15 protein-coding genes are annotated in these 18,478 nt (G+C 54.8%); 2 read left to right on the top strand and 13 right to left on the bottom strand.

Annotated elements, in window-relative coordinates; translation table 11 throughout:
- The first annotated feature begins 333 nt into the window (after positions 1-333).
- Together argS and aqpZ are read left to right on the top strand one after the other, a co-directional pair.
- On the top strand, positions 334-2,064 hold the full coding sequence (gene argS, locus C7433_RS00295) for an arginine--tRNA ligase (protein ID WP_006120253.1): 1,731 nt from the start codon (positions 334-336) through the stop codon (positions 2,062-2,064).
- A 322-nt stretch (positions 2,065-2,386) separates the two neighbouring features.
- Positions 2,387-3,082 carry an aquaporin Z gene (aqpZ, locus tag C7433_RS00290; protein ID WP_110267418.1) on the top strand — a complete coding sequence of 232 codons (696 nt, stop codon included), beginning with the start codon at positions 2,387-2,389 and terminating at the stop codon, positions 3,080-3,082.
- A gap of 98 nt (positions 3,083-3,180) precedes the next feature.
- Here aqpZ and C7433_RS00285 read toward each other — a convergent pair whose 3' ends face one another.
- The 13 genes from C7433_RS00285 to motA form a co-directional block, all read right to left on the bottom strand.
- Positions 3,181-3,573: a flagellar protein FlhE gene (locus tag C7433_RS00285; RefSeq protein ID WP_033741996.1), complete on the bottom strand. Its 393-nt coding sequence runs from the start codon at positions 3,571-3,573 to the stop codon at positions 3,181-3,183.
- The gene (flhA, locus tag C7433_RS00280; RefSeq protein WP_033741997.1) at positions 3,570-5,663 is read right to left on the bottom strand and encodes a flagellar biosynthesis protein FlhA; all 2,094 of its coding nucleotides are present in this window, start codon (positions 5,661-5,663) and stop codon (positions 3,570-3,572) included. Before flhA ends, C7433_RS00285 begins: the two co-directional genes overlap by 4 nt.
- The gene (gene flhB, locus C7433_RS00275; RefSeq protein ID WP_110267417.1) at positions 5,656-6,807 is read right to left on the bottom strand and encodes a flagellar biosynthesis protein FlhB; all 1,152 of its coding nucleotides are present in this window, start codon (positions 6,805-6,807) and stop codon (positions 5,656-5,658) included. Before flhB ends, flhA begins: the two co-directional genes overlap by 8 nt.
- A gap of 190 nt (positions 6,808-6,997) precedes the next feature.
- Positions 6,998-7,639 (bottom strand): protein phosphatase CheZ, encoded by a 642-nt coding sequence (cheZ, locus tag C7433_RS00270; protein WP_006120247.1) that lies wholly within the window; start codon positions 7,637-7,639, stop codon positions 6,998-7,000.
- A 9-nt stretch (positions 7,640-7,648) separates the two neighbouring features.
- Positions 7,649-8,038 carry a chemotaxis response regulator CheY gene (gene cheY / locus C7433_RS00265; RefSeq protein WP_006120246.1) on the bottom strand — a complete coding sequence of 130 codons (390 nt, stop codon included), beginning with the start codon at positions 8,036-8,038 and terminating at the stop codon, positions 7,649-7,651.
- Positions 8,039-8,077: 39 nt separating this feature from the next.
- Positions 8,078-9,127 (bottom strand): chemotaxis response regulator protein-glutamate methylesterase, encoded by a 1,050-nt coding sequence (locus tag C7433_RS00260; protein ID WP_006120245.1) that lies wholly within the window; start codon positions 9,125-9,127, stop codon positions 8,078-8,080.
- Positions 9,127-9,999, bottom strand: coding sequence for a protein-glutamate O-methyltransferase CheR (gene cheR, locus C7433_RS00255; RefSeq protein ID WP_006120244.1), 873 nt, complete (start codon positions 9,997-9,999; stop codon positions 9,127-9,129). Before cheR ends, C7433_RS00260 begins: the two co-directional genes overlap by 1 nt.
- An 82-nt stretch (positions 10,000-10,081) precedes the next feature.
- Positions 10,082-11,758 (bottom strand): methyl-accepting chemotaxis protein, encoded by a 1,677-nt coding sequence (locus tag C7433_RS00250; RefSeq protein WP_039343223.1) that lies wholly within the window; start codon positions 11,756-11,758, stop codon positions 10,082-10,084.
- 109 nt (positions 11,759-11,867) lie between these two features.
- Positions 11,868-13,430: a methyl-accepting chemotaxis protein gene (locus C7433_RS00245; RefSeq protein ID WP_039343187.1), complete on the bottom strand. Its 1,563-nt coding sequence runs from the start codon at positions 13,428-13,430 to the stop codon at positions 11,868-11,870.
- A 254-nt stretch (positions 13,431-13,684) separates the two neighbouring features.
- Positions 13,685-14,182, bottom strand: coding sequence for a chemotaxis protein CheW (gene cheW / locus C7433_RS00240; protein WP_006120241.1), 498 nt, complete (start codon positions 14,180-14,182; stop codon positions 13,685-13,687).
- A 23-nt stretch (positions 14,183-14,205) separates the two neighbouring features.
- Positions 14,206-16,197 (bottom strand): chemotaxis protein CheA, encoded by a 1,992-nt coding sequence (cheA, locus tag C7433_RS00235; RefSeq protein WP_199227839.1) that lies wholly within the window; start codon positions 16,195-16,197, stop codon positions 14,206-14,208.
- Positions 16,198-16,208: 11 nt separating this feature from the next.
- The gene (gene motB / locus C7433_RS00230) at positions 16,209-17,468 is read right to left on the bottom strand and encodes a flagellar motor protein MotB (RefSeq protein ID WP_033741999.1); all 1,260 of its coding nucleotides are present in this window, start codon (positions 17,466-17,468) and stop codon (positions 16,209-16,211) included.
- Positions 17,465-18,352, bottom strand: coding sequence for a flagellar motor stator protein MotA (motA, locus tag C7433_RS00225; protein ID WP_006120238.1), 888 nt, complete (start codon positions 18,350-18,352; stop codon positions 17,465-17,467). The genes motB and motA overlap by 4 nt, the downstream gene beginning before the upstream one ends.
- Positions 18,353-18,478 lie beyond the last annotated feature (126 nt).

The following is an 18,478-nucleotide window of genomic DNA, read 5'->3' as shown; positions in this document are numbered from 1 at the left end:
TATAAGGAAAGTTTTTATGACGATGCTCATCGTAGTTGCCATCTTAATTGCACTGATGGGGTTTGCCCTTGCGCGCCACTGGAAGGTACGTGCAGACAAAAGTGTTAAAAACGCGCGCCGCGCGCGTCGTCGCTAATCTCTGCGGGAAACATCTTCGGCTCTGTTTCCCTGCCTTTATCCCGCTACTGACTCACGCTGACAATTCACGTATACTTTTTCCCTCATTTTTTCCTTTTGCCGGGCCAGGACCTGTGGTCATTGCACCCGGCAGAATCATGACGACAGCCCGCTGCCCAAATAGCGTGCTTTTCTCTGCATATGTAAGGTAACCCGGTGAATATTCAGGCGCTTCTTTCCGCAAAAGTCAGTCAGGCAATGGTGCTGGCTGGTGCTCCCTCCGATTGTGAACCTCAGGTTCGTCAGTCGGCTAAAGTTCAGTTTGGTGATTATCAGGCTAACGGCATCATGGCCGTGGCGAAAAAACTGGGCCAGGCGCCACGACAATTAGCTGAAACCGTGATTCAACATCTGGACCTCACTGGCATTGCCAGCAAAGTGGAGATCGCGGGGCCGGGCTTTATCAATATTTTCCTGGATCGTCAGTGGCTGGCCGACCATGCCCGGCAGGCGCTGAATCATCCGCGCCTTGGCGTGAACCCGGTCGAACCACAGACAATCGTCGTGGACTACTCTGCCCCCAACGTGGCGAAAGAGATGCACGTCGGCCATGTGCGTTCCACTATCATTGGCGACGCCGCGGTGCGCACCCTCGAGTTCCTGGGCCACAACGTGATCCGCGCGAACCATGTGGGCGACTGGGGCACGCAGTTCGGCATGCTGATTGCGTTTCTTGAAAAACAGCAAAATGAAAACCACGCGGAGATGGCGCTGGCGGATTTAGAAGGTTTTTACCGTGAAGCCAAGCGCACTTACGATGAAGATCCTGAGTTTGCAGAGCGTGCGCGCGGCTATGTCGTGAAGTTGCAAGGCGGTGACGACTACTGCCGTCAGATGTGGAAAAAGCTGGTTGATATCACCATGACGCAAAACCAGCATATCTACAACCGTCTGAACGTCACCCTGACGCGTGATGATGTGATGGGTGAGAGCCTTTATAACGACATGCTGCCGGAAATTGTGGCCGATCTGAAAGCCAAAGGCCTGGCCGTCGAGAGTGAAGGCGCCACCGTGGTATTCCTGGAAGAATTCCAGAACAAAGAAGGTGAGCCGATGGGCGTGATCATCCAGAAAAAGGATGGCGGCTATCTTTACACCACCACCGATATTGCCTGTGCCAGGTATCGCTATGAAACCCTGCATGCGGACCGCGTAATTTACTACATCGACTCACGTCAGCATCAGCATTTACAGCAGGCGTGGACCATTGTCCGTAAAGCCGGCTATGTGCCTGCGTCCGTTCCACTTGAACATCATGCGTTCGGTATGATGTTGGGTAAAGATGGCCGTCCGTTTAAAACCCGCAGCGGCGGCACCATCAAGCTGTCAGATTTGCTGGATGAAGCCTATGAACGCGCGTACACGCTGGTACGCGAGAAAAACCCGGACATGACGGAAGAGGAAGTCAGCACACTCGCGGAAGTCGTCGGCATCAGCGCCGTGAAATATGCCGATCTGTCAAAAAGCCGCACCACTGATTACATTTTTGACTGGGATAATATGCTGGCGTTTGAGGGCAATACGGCGCCTTACATGCAATATGCTTATACGCGCGTGCTGTCCGTGTTCCGTAAAGCCGGTATCGACGCCGATGCGATTCAGGCAGAAATCGTGCTGACGGATGACCGTGAAGCCCTGCTGGCAACACGTTTGCTGCAGTTTGAAGAGGTCATTACCCAGGTGGCACGCGATGGCACACCGCATGTGATGTGTGCCTATTTGTACGATCTGGCGGGCCTGTTCTCCGGTTTCTACGAGCACTGTCCGATTCTGGCCGCAGAGGACGACGTGACGCGCCTGAGCCGTTTACAGATTGCGGCACTGACCGCAAAAACCCTGAAACTGGGCCTGGATACGCTGGGGATCAAAACGGTCGATCGCATGTAATCTGTTAAGGCGCTGAGAGCTGACTGTTCTCAGCGCCTGCCTCAACCTCGCCCTTCCCGCTCTGCCCGTCACCCGCACAATTTTCCTTCGTGTAGCGTCATCTTTGCCATTGCCCTCCCTGACTCCACGATACAAAGGCGTTAATTCGTATTTCAGCACCAGAGATGATCGCAGCACGCGCCGTGCAAACCCGCTCAGGCAACCCTGATGTCGCGAATATCAAGGTCCTGTCGGGACAAGATTCTTTTCTTATTCCCGCGCTCTACTATAAGCCCGCGTTTTATCAGGTTTAACGTGTTAACGAGAAAGGAAGAATAAGTTGATGTTAAGAAAAGCGTTTGCCGAGCTGTTCGGCACCTTCTGGCTGGTATTCGGAGGCTGCGGCAGCGCCCTGCTCGCCGCGAATTTTCCCCAAACCGGGATTGGGTTTGTGGGCGTGTCTCTGGCATTTGGCCTCGCCGTACTGACAATGGCCTTTGCGGTAGGCCACATTTCGGGCGGTCACTTTAATCCCGCCGTCACCCTGGGCTTATGGGCCGGTGGCCGCATCGACAGCAAGACCATCTTGCCCTACATCGTGGCACAGATGGCTGGCGGTATTGCGGCGGCGGGCTTGCTGTATCTGATCGTCAGTGGTCAGGCTGACTTTACGATGGCAGATAAGGGTTTCGCTGCCAACGGCTTTGCGGCGCACTCGCCAGGCGGCTATTCCCTCTGTGCGGCCGTCATCACTGAACTCGTACTCAGCGCGTTCTTCCTGATGGTTATTCAGGGTGCGACGGATAAACGCGCGCCGGCGGGTTTCGCTCCCATTGCGATTGGTCTGGCATTAACGCTCATTCACTTAATCAGTATCCCGGTAACCAATACCTCGGTGAATCCGGCACGCAGTACCGCGATGGCTGTTTTTCAGGGAGGCTGGGCGTTACAGCAGCTGTGGGTTTTCTGGCTGGTACCGATAGCGGGTGGCGTTGCGGGGGGATGGCTTTACCGCTTTCTGCTGCAAAAAGACGCGTAGCCTGAACCGCGTTATGACATCGGGAGTGATCGGGCAGACCGACAGCATCAGTCTCTTGATGATGCTTGTCAGTCTGCCATGAACAGGGCGAAAAAGGCTTAGTGGTAGTTGACCGTCACCGCTGTGCTGACGACCTTCAGCCCCGGCGGCAAACTTCCGCCACCGGCGAAGCCAAACACCATATGTAACGTTTCACCGGCGGCGACCTCAGCCAGACCGCGTGTGCTGCCGCTGGCACCGTCCAGTTCGGTACAACGCTGTTCTGCACAGAGCCGGACCTGTAAACCGGAAGGCACCGGTTGGGTAAACTGATAACGCCAGTTCACCACGGTGATCGCCCCACTGACCTGACCTGGCGGGGTCAGCGGCTGCGACGACTGCCAGCTTCCCCGGTTCGCCATCAGTGGACCCGCCGCGCTGGCGCTCCAGGCACCGTCAGCGGCCTGAGCAAACAGCGGAAGCAGCAGCGAAAACAGCATTAGCGATCTCATTGTTTGCCACCGATGGTTGCGGTCATGCGAATCTGACGGTTATCGCTTAATTCCATATTGGACAGCACCACCAGCTGCGGCATGTTACGGCGCAGGAAGCGTGCCAGTAAAGCGCGTAACGGATGATTGACCAGCAGGACAGGCGGCGCGCCCATCATTTCCTGCCGTTGCAGGGCCTCCTGCGTCTGGGCTAACAGCCGATCGGCCAGGCCTGGCTCAAGTCCGCCACCGCCCTGCAAGGCCTGCAGCAGCAGGCGCTCCAGTGTCGCATCCAGGCCAATCACCTGCACTTCACCCGTGCCCGGGAACCACTGCTGCGTAATCGCTCTGCCCAGCGCCACGCGCACCACGCTGGTGAGTTCCTGCGGATCGCTTTGAACCGGCGCATGCTCTGCCAGGGTTTCAATAATGGTGCGCATATCACGAATCGAAACGCGCTCAACCAGCAGGTTCTGCAGGACTTTGTGCAGCGTTGTCAGCGTAATCACGCCAGGCACTAAATCTTCGGTCAGTTTCGGCATCTCTGAGGAGACGCGGTCCAGCAGTTGCTGCGCTTCCTGTCGGCCAAACAACTCACTGGCGTACTGGCCAATCAGATGATTAAGGTGCGTCGCCACAACGGTACTGGCTTCTACTACGGTAAAGCCCTGAATCTGAGCCTGCTCTTTGAGCGCACCGTCAATCCACACCGCCGCCAGGCCAAAGGCAGGATCGACGGTTGCTTCACCCGGCAAGGTACCCGCGGCTGTGCCGGGGTTAATCGCCATCCAGCGTCCGGGATAGGCATCACCGCTGCCGATCTCCACGCCTTTCATTAAAATGCGGTAGCGCGCGGGTGGCAATTCCATGTTGTCACGGATATGCACCACCGGCGGCAGAAAGCCGACATCCTGCGCCACTTTTTTACGGATACTGCGGATACGACCAAGCAACTCACCGTTCTGGTTGTGATCGACCATCGGAATCAGGCGGTAACCCACTTCCATGCCCAGCGTGTCTTCAAGCTGCACATCAGTCCAGGAGGCTTCGGCAGAGGCAGGCGTTTCCATGGATTTTGCGATGCTGCTCGGCGATTCGACATTCTTCTTCGGCTGCATCTCGCGGCCACGTAACCACCACGCCAGCCCCAGTAAGGCCGCCGTAAACAGCAGGAACACAAAGTTAGGCATGCCAGGCACAAGCCCCAGCAAACCGATTACGCCGGCACTCAGCATGAGGACGCGCGGATCTTTGAACAGTTGCCCGACCATCTGCTCGCCGACGTCCTGGTCGGTTGCCACGCGCGTCACGATAACACCCGCCGCGGTAGAGATGACCAGCGCAGGGATCTGTGCGACCAGACCGTCACCGATGGTTAACAGCGTATAGGTTTCTGCCGCGTGGCCCGCATCCATACCATGCTGAACGATCCCCACCAGTAAACCACCGATCACGTTAATGACCATGATCAAAATACCGGCGATGGCATCCCCGCGTACAAACTTACTGGCACCGTCCATCGAACCGTAAAAGTCCGCTTCCTGAGTCACTTCGGCGCGACGACGCTTCGCTTCATCTTCGCCAATCAGACCCGCATTCAGGTCGGCGTCGATAGCCATCTGCTTACCCGGCATCCCGTCAAGCACAAAGCGCGCACCCACTTCGGCGATACGGCCCGCACCTTTGGTGATAACCATAAAGTTGATGATCACCAGGATGATAAACACCACGATCCCGATGGCGAAGTTTCCGCCAACCAGGAAGTGGCCAAAGGCTTCCACCACCCGTCCCGCCGCCGCGGCACCGGTATGCCCTTCCAGCAAAATAATACGCGTAGAGGCTACGTTCAGCGACAGGCGCAGCAGGGTCGAAAACAGCAGAATGGTGGGAAAGGCCGCAAACTCCAGCGTGCGCTGGGTAAACATGGCGACCAGCAGCACCATAATCGACAAGGCAATGTTAAAGGTAAACAGCAGATCAAGGATAAACGGCGGTAAGGGCAGAACCATCATCGACAAAATCATGATGATCAGCACCGGACCCGCAAGGACCTGCCATTGCATGTCTTTGAAGTTGCCTGGAAGGCGTAGTTTAGCGGCCAGATTAGCCATCGTTTTTGCTCTCTCCTGCAAAGTCCATCTCTGCCGGGACCGGCAGGTCTTTAGGTTTTACGGGCACCAGGCCACCTTCGCGCTTCCAGCGGCGAAGCTGCCAGACCCAGGCCAACACTTCCGCGACGGCCGCATAAAGGGCGCCAGGAATGTGTTGCCCGATTTCGGTATGACGGTATAACGCACGCGCCAGCGGCGGTGCTTCCAGAACCGGAATGCGGTGTTCTGCGCCCAGTTCACGAATGCGTAAGGCGATCTCGCCAGCGCCTTTGGCAATAACCTTGGGCGCACTCATTTTCTTCTCGTTATATTGCAGCGCAACCGAATAGTGTGTTGGGTTGGTAACGATCACGTCGGCCTTGGGCACATCGGCCATCATGCGACGACGGGCTGCCGCGCGCATCTGCTGACGAATGCGCCCTTTCACGTGCGGGTCACCTTCCTGCTGCTTGTGCTCATCGCGAATTTCCTGACGTGACATCCGCAATTTTTTAAAGTGGCTGTAAAGCTGCCAGAAAACGTCGTATCCCACCATGGGGATCAGGCCGAGCATGACCAGCGCACAACAGATAGCGATCATGTCCATGCCATGGATCAGGGCTGTGGTCGGCGACTCGGCAATCAGCCGAAGCATATCGGGCCAGTGCGTCCAGATGTACCAGCCTGCCACGCAGCCCACCAGAATGGTTTTCAGAATGCCTTTAAACAGCTCCGTCCAGGCCTGCGCGGCGAACATGCGTTTGAAGCCTGGCAACGGGTTCAGCTTGCTAAAATCCACTTTAATAGATTTGCCGCTGATGACCACACCGCCCAGCAGCATCGGTGAAGCAATGGCCACCAGAACCAGCCCGCCCAGAAGCGGCAGAAGCGCGGCAATGGCCTGCATGATCAGATTACCGACGTGGGCGATGATAATTTTGTCATCGGTCACCATGCCGTGGTCGAAACTGAGTCCGGTTGACACCATTGCCGCCAGTCGATGGGCCATTGCCGTTCCGCCACCCCATAAAATCATGATGCCTGCCAACAGCATCAATAGTGAGGTTAACTCGCGCGAACGCGGAATCTGGCCCTCTTCACGCGCTTTTTCAAGTCGGTGGGCCGTGGGCGATTCTGTTTTGTCCTCATCACTGTTTTCTGACACCACAAACCTCGGTTGGCAGGAATTCTGAGCATAGAATGCCAAATTTGAGTTTGGTTAAAGCGTGGATAAAACGTGAAAAACACATGCTCTTTCACGGATAGCAAAAGAGAAAAGCGGAGTGGCCCGCGGTGAGCAGGCCACTTTTCAGAAGGGACCATCGCAACGTCGCGATGGCGAGACAGCCAGGTGATTAGAAACCGAGGCTGTCCAGCAGGTCATCCACCTGATCCTGGTTCGCAACAATGCCAGGGGCGGCAGCGTTAACCTGAGGACCGTTAAGCAGCGTAGTGCCAACCTGACGTTTTTCGGCGCTCACTTCTGGCATGTTTTCCAGCAGCACCATCAACAGCTGGCGCTCGATCTCCTGAATCACATCCATCATGCGTTTGATCACCTGACCGGTGAGGTCCTGGAAATCCTGCGCCATCATGATGTCGAGCAACTGCTTGTTAGTAAAAGAGGTGTGCTCAGGCACTTCCCCTAAATACTGACGCGTATCCGTCACCAGCTCGCGCGCATCGGCAAGTTCAATAGGATTCTCAAACCATGCATCCCAGCGTCCTTTAAGCGCAATCGCTCCCGCTTCCATTTTGTCCTGGTGCGGTTGCGCTGCTTCGACGCTGTTCAGCGCCCGGTCGGCCGCCTGAGCGGTCTTTTGCACTACATAGTCCAGACGATCACGGGCGTCAGGAATGGCTTCAGCAGCTTCTGCAATGGCCTGATCCAGCCCCAGCTCACGCAAACTATCACGCAGCATGCGTGTCAGTGAACCGATGCGGGAAATGATATCTTGTGCCGCGGCTTGCTCAGCTGATTTCGGAAGGTCGCTCATCACATCTCCTTACATACCCAGTTTTTCAAAAATTTTGCCCAGCTTCTCTTCAAGCGTGGCGGCCGTAAACGGCTTAACGACATAGCCGCTTGCACCCGCCTGAGCGGCAGCAATGATGTTTTCTTTTTTCGCTTCAGCCGTCACCATCAACACAGGCAGACTGGCCATGGCCGCATCTGCGCGAATGGTCTGCAGCAGTTGCAGGCCATCCATGTTAGGCATGTTCCAGTCGGAGATAACGAAATCGAAACCACCTGCCTTGAGTTTGGTTAACGCATCGACGCCGTCTTCCGCTTCTTCTACGTTATTGAAGCCCAGCTCTTTCAGCAGGTTACGGACAATACGACGCATCGTATTGAAGTCGTCCACCACTAAAAAGCGCATATTTTTGTCAGCCATATCTACTCCTGTGTTATCTCGCCCGGCAGGACGGGCCTGTTAAATACGCAATGCCTGTCCGGCGCTAATTTTCGCCAGCATGTGCTGGCTGATGTTGCTTAAATCCACTACTTCGCTCACACCGCCGCTGGCTATCGCCTCGCGTGGCATGCCAAAAACGACACAACTTGCTTCATTTTGCGCGATGGTCCAGGCGCCGGCACGATGCATTTCCAGCATGCCTGCTGCCCCATCGTTACCCATACCGGTCAGGATCACGCCAACGGCATTTCGCCCGGCGTTGATCGCCACCGATTTAAACAACACATCGACTGACGGTTTATGACGGTTAACTGGCGGACCGTCGTTCAGCTTCACGACATAGTTCGCACCACTGCGACCCAGCTCCATGTGCATCGCGCCGGGCGCGATATAAGCATGGCCAGGAAGAATACGCTCACCATCTTCGGCCTCTTTCACCGTAATCTGGCAGAGCTTGTTTAGCCGCTCGGCAAACGAACGGGTAAATCCCGGTGGCATATGTTGCGTAATCAGCAGCGCAGGGCTGGTAGCCGGTAGCGGCTGCAATACGTGGCGGATGGCTTCTGTACCGCCCGTCGATGAACCAATCGCAATCAGCTTTTCACTACTCAGCAGCGGACCGGCTTTCAGCGTGACCGGGGCAGGCATGGTGGTGCGCACATGCAGACGTGCCCGGGCAGCCGCGCGAATTTTATCGCCAATCATCTGGCTGTAAGCCAGCATACCTTCACGAATGCCTAGCTGTGGTTTGGTCACGAAATCCACCGCACCGAGCTCGAGCGCGCGCAGCGTGATTTCTGAACCCTGCCCCGTCAGTGATGACACCATCACGACCGGCATCGGGCGAAGACGCATCAGTTTTTCAAGAAAATCCAGTCCATCCATGCGCGGCATTTCAACATCCAGCGTCAACACCTGCGGATTAAACTGTTTAATTAAATCGCGGGCCACTAATGGATCCGGGGCCGTCGCCACCATTTCCATATCAGGATGACTGTTGATGATTTCTGTCATCAGTTGCCGCATCAGCGCAGAGTCATCTACGCACATCACGGTAATTTTGCTCATCATCTTTCCTTCGTCAGTCCATAAACGGTTTGCCCACGCAGCCAGAACTCTTTACTAATCTGGCTAAAGTTTTCTGAGTGTCCGGCGAACAGGATGCCGCCAGGCTTAAGCAGTGGAACAAAACGACGTAGAATTTTTTCTTGTGTTTCTTTATCGAAATAGATCATTACGTTACGGCAGAAAATGGCATCGAACGGACCCGGCAGGTTCCAGTCGTTGGCCAGCAAATTCAGCTGACTGAAATTCACCATATTCGCCAGCTCGGGGCGCACACGCACCATGCCAGCATGCGGGCCCGTACCCCGTAAAAAGAAACGTTGTAGCTGTGCAGGCGACAGCGTCCGTAATTCTTCCTGGCGGTAAACGCCCGCCACGGCTTTTTCCAGAACCTGGGTATCGATATCACTGGCATGGACCTGGAATTTACCGGGTCCGGTTCCCAGCGTTTCGGCCAGGGTAATCGCGATAGAGTAAGGTTCTTCGCCCGTTGAGGCGGCCGTGCTCCAGACGCTGAAATTGCCCTGACGTTTACGTGCATGTTCCGCCAGGATAGGAAAATGGTGCGCCTCGCGGAAAAAAGCGGTCAGGTTAGTGGTCAGAGCGTTGATAAACGCCTGCCACTCAGCACTGTTAGGATCGTTCTCCAGCAGGGCCAGGTAGCGACCAAAATCATCAATATTCAGCGTGCGCAGACGACGTACCAGACGGTTGTAAACCATCTCGCGCTTATGATCGGCCAGCACGATACCCGCGCGCTGATAGATGAGCTGGCTGATACGGCGAAAATGGGTATCGGAGAGGGGCAGCCGCTGCACCATCTGTGAGAGCAGCGTTGTCGCCTCTGGTTGATCTAATAACGTCGATTTCTTCATCTTTGCACCTGGCCTGAACTACACCTGTTAAACGTCTGCTGCTATGCCCAACCGCACATCAGCGGTTGGGCCATCCAGGCAATTAGAAGGTTTCCCAGTTCTCATCACTGCGTGATGAGGGTTGGCGAATGCCCTCTGACGGACTTTCTAAACGTAAACTTTTTGCCGCCGTTGTCTTGTTAACGGCCTGCGTGACAATTTCTTTACCAATATTGAAGACAGAAACCGCTTGTTTTAAGTTGCTGGCCTGATCTTCCAGTGCCGCAGCGGCGGCGGCCGACTCTTCAACCAGCGAGGCGTTCTGCTGTGTCACGCGATCCATCTCGGTCACGGCCAGGCCAACCTGGTCGATGCCACGGCTCTGTTCGTCTGAAGCAGAGGCAATCTCTCCCATGATGTCGGTGACGCGTGTGACGGCGCTGACGATTTCGTTCATGGTATCGCCTGCGCTTTCAACCAGGACTGAACCGGTATTCACACGACTGACGGAGTCCTCAATCAGCCCTTTAATCTCTTTCGCCGCCTGTGCACTGCGCTGTGCAAGATTGCGCACCTCACCGGCAACCACCGCAAAGCCACGGCCCTGCTCACCTGCGCGTGCCGCTTCCACGGCCGCATTCAGTGCCAGGATATTGGTCTGGAAAGCAATGCCATCAATCACGCTGGTGATATCGGCAATTTTTCTGGAACTGCCCGCAATTTCTTTCATCGTGGTCACGACACCGTCCACCACTTTGCCGCCCTGCTGTGCGGTTTCAGAGGCATTCAGCGCCAGCGTCGACGCCTGACGGGCGTTTTCAGCATTTTGCTTCACGGTCGCAGTAAGCTGTTCCATGCTGGCAGCGGTTTGCTCCAGCGAAGCCGCCTGCTGCTCTGTTCGCGACGACAGATCGTTATTCCCTACGGCAATTTCGCTGGCGCCGGTATAGATCGCATCGGCCCCATCACGGACGGTGCTGACCGTACGGACCAGTTCACGTTGCATCTCCTGCAGAGACGTCAGCAAATCGCCAATTTCATTACGTACGGTAATGGCGATAGGCTGCGTCAGGTCACCCCGTGCGATATGCTGGATATGATCGATGCTCTGTTTTAACGGCCGAATCAGCAGGCTGCGCATAAGATTCCACACCAGCACGATCACCAGCAGCGTAACGACCAGCGTCCCCGCAACCAGCATAATCATGCGCTGATAAGCGGCATTATTGGCATCAATGCCTTTCTGGCTCAGTACCAGGTTGTAGTTAAGCCAGTCGTCATAATCTTTTTGGAATTTGTCCTGATAACTTTGTGTCGGCTGATCAACAAACCCTTTAAAGTTGCCGTTGCCCAGAAACACAATCAGTTCTGCCAGACCATCGTGGAATTGTTTGTAATTGGCCTGTAGCGTCAGCACGTTAGCCGCACTTTTTCCTTTCTCTGACAGGTTGGCATTGAATAATTCATAGCCCTTTTCAGCCTGTTTCAGCTCACTGTCAGCCAGCGCCACCAGCTCTTTTACGGTGGCTCCCGAACCTGCCATCTGCCCATCCTGCAAATAACGAATGCCCGCACGGTTTAAGGTATTACGTGCCTGGACAAGCGCAACCCATGACGTTCCCATGGCGCGTTGCAAGGTGCTAAGACGCTGGTTATAAGCAAAGTTTTCTTTATCTTCCGTAACCGTTTTGAAAAATACCCCACCCGAGAAAACCTGCAGCAAGGCAAAAAGCCCCAGTACACACAGGAGGCCGGTGACAACGCGTACTCGACTAAACATAGAAACCTCATTCATTAGCAATTCGATTCTGTTTATCGGCCCGCGCAGGCGGAACTTTACTGACAGCGTGAATTGATCATCACGCTGGCAGTAAAAACTGTCAGAACGCTTAAGTACGGGAGATTTTGAAGACGGAAACGGCCTGGGACAGTGAGCTCGCCTGTTGCTCCAGCGCGGCGGCGGCGGCGGCAGATTCTTCCACCAGCGAGGCGTTCTGTTGCGTCACGCGATCCATTTCTGTCACCGCCTGCCCCACCTGATCGATACCGCGGCTTTGTTCATCCGATGCCGAGGCAATTTCACCCATGATGTCGGTCACGCGGGTGACGGCACCCACAATATTATTCATGGTGCTGCCCGCGCTCTCGACCTGCTGCGAACCACTGTCAACGCGGGCAACAGAATCTTCAATCAGCCCTTTAATCTCTTTGGCAGCCTGCGCACTGCGCTGCGCCAGGCTACGTACTTCGCCGGCGACAACCGCGAAGCCACGGCCCTGCTCGCCTGCACGCGCCGCTTCGACGGCGGCGTTCAACGCCAGGATATTCGTCTGGAAAGCAATACCATCGATCACACTGATAATGTCAGCGATTTTCTTAGAACTGTCCGCAATTTCTTTCATTGTGCTGACGACGCCATCCACAACTTTGCCACCCTGCAAGGCGGTTTCAGATGCGGTATGGGCGAGTTGTGAAGCCTGACGCGCATTATCCGCATTTTGTTTCACCGTGGCGGTCAGTTGCTCCATGCTGGCGGCGGTCTGCTCAAGCGAGGCCGCCTGCTCTTCCGTGCGTGCGGACAAATCGTTATTGCCCGCGGCGATTTCGCTGGCACCCGTAAAGATCGCATCGCAACCGCTGCGGACTTCACCCACCGTTGTCACCAGAGATTGTTGCATCTCACGGATCCCGGCGGCCAGTTGGCTCATCTCATTACGGCCTTCTACCTTCACTGGCTGCGTCAGATCACCGGAGGCAATCGTGCGGATATCCACCAGCAGACGTTGCAGAGGATAAATCAGCACCTGGCGCAGGCCAAACCAGCAACCGATGATCACCACGACCACCAGAGCGCCGACCATGCCCAGCAACCACATCATCTGAGTAAAGGCTTGCTGGTTTTGTTCTGCACCGTGGGAAGACAGCTCGCTCTGCTTAAGACGCCAGGCCGTATAGGTGGCCTGCATGGCCTGCTGCTTCTGTTCAATGTTCTGTTTGAACATGCCTTCCAGATCTTTGGCTTTCAGGCTGGCGATCATCCCGCGCAGACCGGTCAGATAGGCGGCAAAATGGTTTTGTAACTGATCGCGCATTTCGGTATCCGCGCCTGGCGTTTCCGGAATGGCATTAAACTCGGCAAGATACTGCTCACCTTTATTGGCTTCGCTAATGGCTTTGTCCGTCAGGCTGTCCAGCTGACCGCCGTTCATTTGCGATGCCAGACTGGTTTGTAACCGCAACATGGCGCGGTTGAGCGTAGTACGTGACTGGTTCAGAGCCATATAGGCATCCGTCATGGCCGCCACGTTGCGTGTTGAAATCTGCGACAAGGCAAACGCCGCTTTATCATTATTGAGCGCTGACCAAAACAGGCTGCCTGACAGCAGTTGCAGGGCACCGAAAAGCATCAGTACCGTAATCAGACTGGTCACCACTTTTATCCGTTTTAACATCTTTTTCCCCGACTAAATAAGTAACGTGCAGGGGCTGTATCGGCGGCAACGCAGGATGTTTTAGCCATTTCGCTTTTAAAAAGGGGTTCAAATGACTTTTGTAATTATTGAAACCAGAGCAATATGCTAATCCTGGAGCAGGATCACAGACAGCGTGTTTTTGAAAGGTCGACGGGTGAATCAAAGGCGGTGATGACGGGTTCGGCGTGCAGAATAACAACACGGGCCAGCGTTGGCTGGCCCGTGTGTAACGATTACGCGGTACGCAGGTTGTCGACCAGCGCCATCTCTTCGCTGCTCAGCAGCTTTTCGATGTCGACCAGAATCAACATGCGCTCGCCCAGTGCACCCAGACCTGTCAGGTACTCTGTTGACATAGTCACAGCGAACTCAGGTGAAGGACGGATCTGTTCCTGCGTCAGCGACAGGACATCAGACACACCGTCAACCACGATACCGACGACGCGGTTTTCGAGATTCAGCACGATCACCACGGTATTTTCGTTGTACTCAACGTCTGGCTGTGAAAACTTCACGCGCAAATCGATGATTGGCACGATAACGCCGCGCAGGTTTGTCACGCCGCGAATAAAATCGGGCGTGTTGGCAATGCGGGTTACCTGATCGTAACCACGAATTTCCTGAACCTTCAGAATATCGATGCCGTACTCTTCATCACCCAGCGTGAAGACCAGGAACTCCTGTCCAACGGTTTCGCCAGCAATTTTTGTCACGGTTGCCATTCCACTCATGTTATTTACCCTTTCGTTATCAATCAGGCGGCAGCGCCGGCCACACGTTTTTCACGGTTAAGTGATTGCAACGCCGAAACGTCCACAATCAGCGCCACGCTGCCATCGCCGAGGATGGTGGCGGCTGAAATACCTGGAACTTTGCGATAGTTGCTTTCCAGGTTTTTGACCACAACCTGGTGCTGACCGATTAACTGGTCCACCAGCAAAGCGTAACGCTTGCCCGCGCTCTGCAGAATCACCACAATGCCCTGCGTCGCTTCGGTTTTCGCCTCTTTCACGTCAAAGACGTTCCACAGTTCAACCAGTGGCAGGTATTCGCCGCGCACTTCCAGAACACATTCGCCGCCCGCCAGGGGTTTCAGCTCTTCAGCACGCGGCTGTAACGATTCCATCACCGCATTCAGCGGCAGAATAAAGACTTCGTTCGCTACGCGCACTGACATGCCGTCCAGAATCGCCAGCGTCAGCGGCAGCAGAATACGGATGGTGGTGCCTTTGCCTTGTTTTGAGGCAATTTCAACATGGCCACCCATTTCCTGAATGTTACGTTTCACCACATCCATGCCCACACCGCGGCCAGATACGTCGGTGACCTGCTCTGCCGTTGAGAAACCTGGCGCGAAAATCAACATGCCGACTTCTTCATCGCTCATGTTTTCATGCACCGGCAGGCCCGATGACAGAGCTTTTGCCAGGATACGTTCGCGGTTAAGGCCCGCACCGTCATCTGACACTTCGATACAGATGTTGCCGCCCTGGTGTTCTGCTGACAGTGTCAGATTACCTGTGGCAACCTTACCTGCCGCAATACGTTTCTCCGGGGTTTCGATGCCGTGGTCAAGACTGTTACGCACCAGGTGCGTTAACGGATCGATGATACGTTCGATCAGGCTCTTATCGAGTTCCGTCGAGCTACCCAGTAACGTCAGTTCAACTTCTTTGCCCAGCTTGCTGGCCAAATCACGCACCAGACGTGGGAAGCGACTGAAGACGTACTCCATAGGCATCATACGAATCGACATCACAGATTCTTGCAGGTCACGCGCATTACGCTCAAGCTGCCCCATGCTGTTCAACAGTTCGCCGTGCGCGACCGGGTCCAGTTCACCTGAACGTTGTGCCAGCATTGACTGGGTAATCACCAGTTCACCCACCAGGTTAATCAGCTGATCAACCTTCTCAACCGCAACACGGATGCTGCTTGATTCGCTGGTCTTCGCGGGCGCGGCAGCGCGTTTGCTTTCGCGTTTCACCGCGGCAACCGGCAATTCGGTCACGGTCGCAGTCTGAACATCGGCAACCGCAGGCGCATCCACGCTTTCGGCTACCGCCGCGGCAGCGTCAGCACCCGGGAAGCGAATCTGCGCTTCATCAATAACGAAACACAGCACAGCAATAATGTCGTCTTTGCCTACGCCGGTAATGTGGCACTCAAGCGTATTGCTGCCTTTCTTCACGTTGCTGAGCGTGCCAAGATTACCCAGCTCTTCCAGCATCAGGTCGATATCTTTTTCTTTCAGGTCGACCAACTGCAGGTGAACACCTTCAGCATCAGTGGAGGCGGATTCTGCCTGACTGACAGGCGTTTCAAGCGCAACCACGACCGGTGCTTCAACCGGCTGACCTTTCGCCTCTAACGCCAGCTGGCGTAATGCTTCACAGATATACTTGAAGCTTTCCGCGTTAGGCTCTTGCGCGGTTTTATAAGCATCTAGCTGTTCCTGCATAATATCTTTAGTTTCCAAAAACAGATTGATGATGTCGGTGCTGAGCTGCATCTCGCCGCGACGAGCACCATCCAGAATGTTTTCCAGGATGTGGGTTGTTTCCTGTAAAACCGTAAAACCAAAGGTTCCGGCTCCGCCTTTAATCGAGTGGGCGGCGCGGAAGATGGCGTTAAGCTGTTCAGAGTCTGGCTCCTGGGGATCGAGTCCCAACAGGTGTTGCTCCATATCCGCTAACAGCTCATCGGCTTCATCAAAAAACGTCTGGTAAAAATCGCTGATGTCCATGCTCACGGGAATCACCTCGGCTGTGAGGGGGCTGCTGTATTCACCGCACCTGCCGAAGACGCTGGCGGTGCGGAGGTTGTTTTCGTTGCATCCGCCGGTAGGGCTGACGGTGCAGGCGTTATTGTTGTTACCGCACGAACCGAAGAGGTTGACGTCGCGGAGGTCGCTGTTTTCGCCGCGACCGCCGGTGAGGCTGACGATGCGGAGGCTGCTGTTTTCACCGCGCTCGTCGATGACGCTGACGAGGCGGCGGTCGCGGCTTTCTCTGCGCTCGTCGATGCGGCTGACGGTGCGGAGTTCGCTGTTTTCACTGCATCCGCCGACGTGGCAGTTGCAGGTTTGGAAGATGTTTTATCAGCCGCATTACTGCCGGGTGCTGACGGCGCGGTCACTTTTTCTAAGGCAGAGGGATCGCTAATCTGAACCGCGTCACTTTCTGCGTTCTCTTTCTCAATTGCGGCTTCGGTATCATGGTTCAACACCAGCAAACTGATACGACGGTTAACGGCATCATCGCCGCCGCGATTTTTCAGTTTCATGGTATCCGCCATGCCGACGATACGCAGAATCTTTCCACCATCCAGCCCACCAATCACCAGTTCACGACGTGACGCATTGGCACGGTCCGCTGACAATTCCCAGTTGCTGTACCCTTTATCACCGGTCGCATACTGAATGTCATCCGTATGGCCCGCGATACTGATACGGTTAGGGATGTCATTCAAAATCGGGGCAATCGCGCGCAAAATATCACGCATATAAGGTTCAACTTCTGCACTGCCGGTCTTGAACATCGGGCGGTTCTGGCTGTCGATGATCTGAATACGCAGCCCTTCATCAACCATATTAATAATCAGGTGCGGACGCAGCGCTTTCAGGCGCGGATCAGCTTCGATTAACTGGTCGAGCTTTTCACGCAGGCGGTTGAGGCGAATTTCATCCAGCTTGCGTTTCTGCGCATCCATATCCACAACCTTTTTGACTTCACCTTCTTTCTTCGTAGCATCGTCTCCTCCGCCTGGGATCGGGCTGCTACTGTCGCTACTTCTCTGTCCACCCGTCAGCGCCACTTTTAAGGGCGTCTGAAAATACTCTGCTATCTGGATAAGCTGTTGTGGGCTGGCGATCGACAGCAGCCACATCACCATAAAAAATGCCATCATCGCCGTCATAAAGTCGGCATAGGCGATTTTCCATGAGCCATGTCCTCCTTCATGTTTTTTATGTTTGCGCTTTCTAATCAGCACAATTGGGCGATTGCCATGTTTCATGAGGTCTGATCCGAAGTCTGTTTAGCCGGGTTCTTCGCGTTGCGAACGTGTTCTTCCAGTTCGCTGAACGATGGACGCTCAGCTGAATAAAGCGTTTTACGACCAAACTCGACGGCGATCTGCGGTGCATAACCGTTCAGGCTGGAAAGCAATGTCACTTTCACGCACTGCATCATCTTGGTCGTTTCAGCACACTTCTGACGTAATACCGACGCCAGAGGCGAAATAAAACCGTATGCCAGTAAAATCCCGAGGAACGTTCCCACCATGGCATGTGCCACCAGTGCCCCCAGCTCGGCGGCTGGACGGTCAGCTGACGCCAGGGCATGAACCACGCCCATTACCGCCGCAACGATACCGAAAGCGGGCAGGCCATCGCCGACGGCAGCGATACTTTGTGCCGGCACTTCACACTCGTGTTCATAGGTTTCAATCTCTTCATCCATCAATGCTTCGATTTCGAAAGCATTCATGTTGCCGCTCACCATCAGGCGTAAATAATCGGTGATGAAGTCGACTAACTGTTTATCGGCTAAGATGCGGGGATAATTAGCAAAAATTTCACTCTGGGCGGGATCTTCAATATCACGCTCAAGCGATAACATGCCTTGCTGGCGAGATTTCGCCATCAGCCGGTAAAGCAGTGCCATGAGATCCATGTACACCGCTTTGTTGTATTTCGAGCCGCGGAACAGCAGCGGCAGAGCTTTGAGGGTCTTCTTGATCGATTTACCGTTGTTGCCCACCAGAAACGCGCCGACGCCCGCCCCGGCGATCATCAGCAGTTCTGCAGGCTGGTAAAGCGCGCCAAGATGGCCGCCCACTAAAGCGTATCCGCCCAACACGGAACCTAATACAACGATATAACCTAAAATTATCAGCACAGAAAAATCCTTACGTCCGTAACGTGTTGGTCGACGTTAAGCCAGAGAAACCGGAGATGTTCACCCTGTGGAGGCAAAAAAAAAGCAGCGGGATTAACCGCTGCTGGATGACTTCCACATTGCGAA

It is taken from the genome of Pantoea sp. PNA 03-3, from assembly GCF_003201175.1.
Classification (GTDB): Bacteria; Pseudomonadota; Gammaproteobacteria; order Enterobacterales; family Enterobacteriaceae; genus Pantoea; species Pantoea stewartii.
This window is presented reverse-complemented; position numbering and strand designations above follow the sequence as displayed.